Here is a 3,417-nt window from a genome sequence, read left to right as displayed (position 1 = left end):
AGGGCTAATTGTGCATCTGCTGGGCAAACAAATTAGCCTGTAATTCAGAGCCGGCAATCGTTTTGACGATTTAGATAAAATTTTCAATGTGACACTTTAGGGTGCGGAATGTGGGATAGAATACATTGTTTAGCTAAATTACCCCGAATATTACCCCCCCCCGATTTTGTCAAGGTTTTTGTAATTTATATTTATTATGCTTTATCTAGCTATTAGACCTCTTGCAAAAGTCTTAAGTCGATCCTTGTACAGCAACATTTTTGAAGATTATCAACTACTAATAAATAATTAACTAAAAGTCCCTCCCATTATTGTTTCTATCGTTTGTTTTCGGATTTATGCAAGAGGTCTATTATTGATTACTCGATTCGGGATTTAGGGCGATCTCCCAAGAGAGCGGCGAAGTGGTGCGCTTTTCTGGGGTGCGGGGAGCGATCGGTCAAATTGACATACACTATAATTATTAGAGTGATCAATGTTTATCTAGGTTAAAGAGAACAATAAAACTAGCGATCAATGCACGTGATCAGTAAAGTCAAATTACGAGAGTTTTGGCAACGCCACTCGGACGCAGAAGACGCTCTTAGCGATTGGTATAACTTCGCTAGTAAGGCTAACTGGAAAAATTTAGTAGAGGTTCAAGGTCGCTACCCGAAAGCGGAGGCGGTGGGAAATTTTACAGTTTTTAATATCAAGGGAAACAAATACCGTTTAATCGCTGACATCAATTATTCTCGTCAAACCATTTTCGTTAAATATATTCTAAGTCACGCTGAATACAATAAGGAGAACTGGAAAAATGATCCCTACTTCTAATCCATTAACCTATGGTGATTTACTCTTGCAGTATCAACCGAAACCGATTAATAACTCGCAAGAATACGAGCGATTTTTAAGCATAATTGAAGGGATGATGTCACGGGAGTTAAGCAATGACGAAGGACTATTATTCGATTTACTGGTGTTATTAGTGGAAGAATACGAGCGGAAACATTATCCGATCGCCCGAACAAATCCTGCCGCTACGTTAGAATCTTTACTTGATGAATTCGATATCGATAGGGAGTGTCTTGTCGATATTTTCGGCGATCGGGATAGGGTAGAATCTGTGATAGGGGGGAAACAAGCGATCGCTCCCTCTCAAGCCGAGTCTCTAGCCGAATTTTTTAATCGTTTAAGTGCGAAACTGGCGTTAAGCGCCCGTGATTTTCTCTTGTAGCCTCGCTTTCCCTCGGGGACTGAGGGGGGAAGACCATATAACAAATCCTTACTTTCTTCATAACTTTAGATTAATTAAGATAATGTTACAAAACTTTATGAAAAAGCCGTAGTATGATAATTTACGCCAGTAAAGCGAACACAATAAGGAGCAACACCCATAATGCAGTCGGCCGAGATGTTGCTGACAGTCCCCAAAGAGTATTTAAAAGCACCGGGGGGCTTCAACCCAAACGTTACCATGTTTTTTAGTGCCTTGAGCCTAATAACCCTATCTACCTGTGGCTATTGGCTATGGTCCTGGCCCGACTGGATTTGTTTTAGTGCTAATGTCCTCGCTTTACATTTATCGGGGACAGTTATCCACGATGCCTCTCATAATTCTGCCCATAGCAATCGGCTATTTAATGCTATTTTAGGTCATGGCAGTGCTTTAATGCTCGGTTTTGCCTTTCCGGTCTTCACTAGAGTCCATTTACAGCACCACGCTCACGTTAACGATCCCGAAAATGATCCGGATCATTTTGTCTCCACTGGTGGCCCTTTGTGGATGATTGCGGCCAGATTTTTTTATCACGAAATCTTCTTTTTTAAGCGGCAACTCTGGCGGAAATACGAACTGCTGGAATGGTTCCTCAGTCGTCTTTTTGTTGCTACCATAGTCATCTTCGCCTGTCAATACGGTTTTATCAGCTATGTGATGAATTTTTGGTTTGTTCCCGCTTTAGTGGTGGGAATTGCCCTCGGTTTATTTTTCGATTATCTCCCCCATCGTCCTTTCCAAGAGCGCAATCGTTGGAAAAATGCCCGAGTTTACCCCAGTCCCCTCTTAAATCTGCTGATTTTAGGGCAGAATTATCATCTCGTGCATCATCTCTGGCCGTCGATTCCCTGGTACAAATACCAACCGGCATACTATGCCACTAAACCGCTTTTAGATGCGAAAGATTGTGAACAGTCTTTAGGTTTACTGCAAGGTAAGAATTTCTGGAGTTTCCTCTACGATGTCTTCTTGGGGATTCGCTTTCACTCCCATTCTTCTAAATCTAGCTAATAGCAGTTATCGTAATGGTGAGGTACAAGGTTTCCGTTTTGGGAAGTCGGTGGTCGATTTTATGAGAAACTCTGTATCTGTAATGGTTTCGTTGTCAACTTGATTTTTTTAAGGAGGATTTTATGGGTCAGCATTGGGGAAAAGCCTTAATTTTAACAACAACTTTCTTGACAATTAACATCGATTATGCTAAGTCTTTAACCTTTGGTGAGGCCGTGGGTATTGGAGCGGGGGCCTTGTTAATCAACCGGGCGGTACAGGATAATAGACAACGTTATCGATTTGTGCCACCAGAGCAAGAATTTCAGCGCGGACTAGAGGACGGGTTTAACTTTGCCCGCTATGATAATCCGCGCAATTCTAGAGACTATGATGACGGTTTTATCGAGGGACGAAGACGGCGGGAGTCGGGTTGGTCTAGTCCCAACCGGAGAGGTTGATTATTTTTTTGGTCTGCGTCCCACTTCGGCGGTTTCTTGAATGGAAAATATCCTCAATTTGCCGTCGATGGGAGCGACTTTAGCCACCGCTTCCGATGCAACTATATAGTTATCACCCTCGGTGTTGGTAATATTGACTACTCGCTCGCGAGTGACAATCGCCATCTCGTTATTAGCAAGAATATCCACGTCCCAATTCTCAGAAAGAACCTCTATACTTTTAATATTTTTGTAGGATTCCTCTAAAAATATTTTATGTTCCGTGATGCCATCTAACTCAAAAATTTCGGTACTAGCATCGGTTTTAATGGTCAATTGCGAGGAAATAAACGGGGCATAGTGTTTGAGGATTAGGGCGATATTTTTATCTTTAATAGCGGTTTGAATGTCTTCAATCATTGCTTTAATTTCCGCTTCGCTGATTTTTTGTCCCCAATCGCGATTACTCGATTGTTTCACTGGCACTATCGAGGGATTAGCATGGACAAAAGCGGGGGAGATGCTGGGGAGAAGGGATAAACCGAGCAATAGAACAATTAATTGGGGAGAACGCATAATTTAATAAACTTGGTAAATTCAACCCGAATCATCGAAAATTTGGGTCTGAAACCCCGCCGTTTTACGGCGGCTTTGCTGTTAAATATTAGCACATTTACGAAATATATGCTAAAATATGAGACATGGAAAAAGCCTATTCTTACCGAT

General features: G+C 41.8%; 5 protein-coding genes. 4 read left to right on the top strand and 1 reads right to left on the bottom strand.

Features of this window, described 5'->3' with window-relative positions:
* Nucleotides 1-516: 516 nt before the first annotated feature.
* The 4 genes from EWV68_RS18745 (at nt 517) to EWV68_RS18730 (ending at nt 2,712) form a co-directional block, all read left to right on the top strand.
* A complete protein-coding gene (locus EWV68_RS18745) occupies nt 517-816 on the top strand; it encodes a type II toxin-antitoxin system HigB family toxin (protein ID WP_190722746.1) in 300 nt (99 codons plus the stop codon).
* Nucleotides 800-1,219 (top strand): helix-turn-helix domain-containing protein, encoded by a 420-nt coding sequence (locus tag EWV68_RS18740; RefSeq protein WP_287170686.1) that lies wholly within the window; start codon nt 800-802, stop codon nt 1,217-1,219. Before EWV68_RS18745 ends, EWV68_RS18740 begins: the two co-directional genes overlap by 17 nt.
* A gap of 162 nt (nt 1,220-1,381) precedes the next feature.
* Nucleotides 1,382-2,272: a beta-carotene hydroxylase gene (gene crtR / locus EWV68_RS18735; protein ID WP_004163266.1), complete on the top strand. Its 891-nt coding sequence runs from the start codon at nt 1,382-1,384 to the stop codon at nt 2,270-2,272.
* Between the two features lie 122 nt (nt 2,273-2,394).
* Entirely contained in the window at nt 2,395-2,712 is a 318-nt protein-coding gene (locus EWV68_RS18730) for a hypothetical protein (RefSeq protein ID WP_002763627.1), read from the top strand.
* On the opposite strand, the gene EWV68_RS18725 is transcribed toward EWV68_RS18730, so the two are convergent.
* Entirely contained in the window at nt 2,713-3,267 is a 555-nt protein-coding gene (locus tag EWV68_RS18725) for a hypothetical protein (protein WP_004163268.1), read from the bottom strand.
* Nucleotides 3,268-3,417: the final 150 nt, after the last annotated feature.

Origin of the sequence: Microcystis sp. M_QC_C_20170808_M9Col, assembly GCF_007095495.1 — a bacterium.
GTDB lineage: Bacteria > Cyanobacteriota > Cyanobacteriia > Cyanobacteriales > Microcystaceae > Microcystis > Microcystis aeruginosa.
Note: the sequence above shows the minus strand (reverse complement) of the source record. Positions and strands in the feature narration are given on the sequence as shown.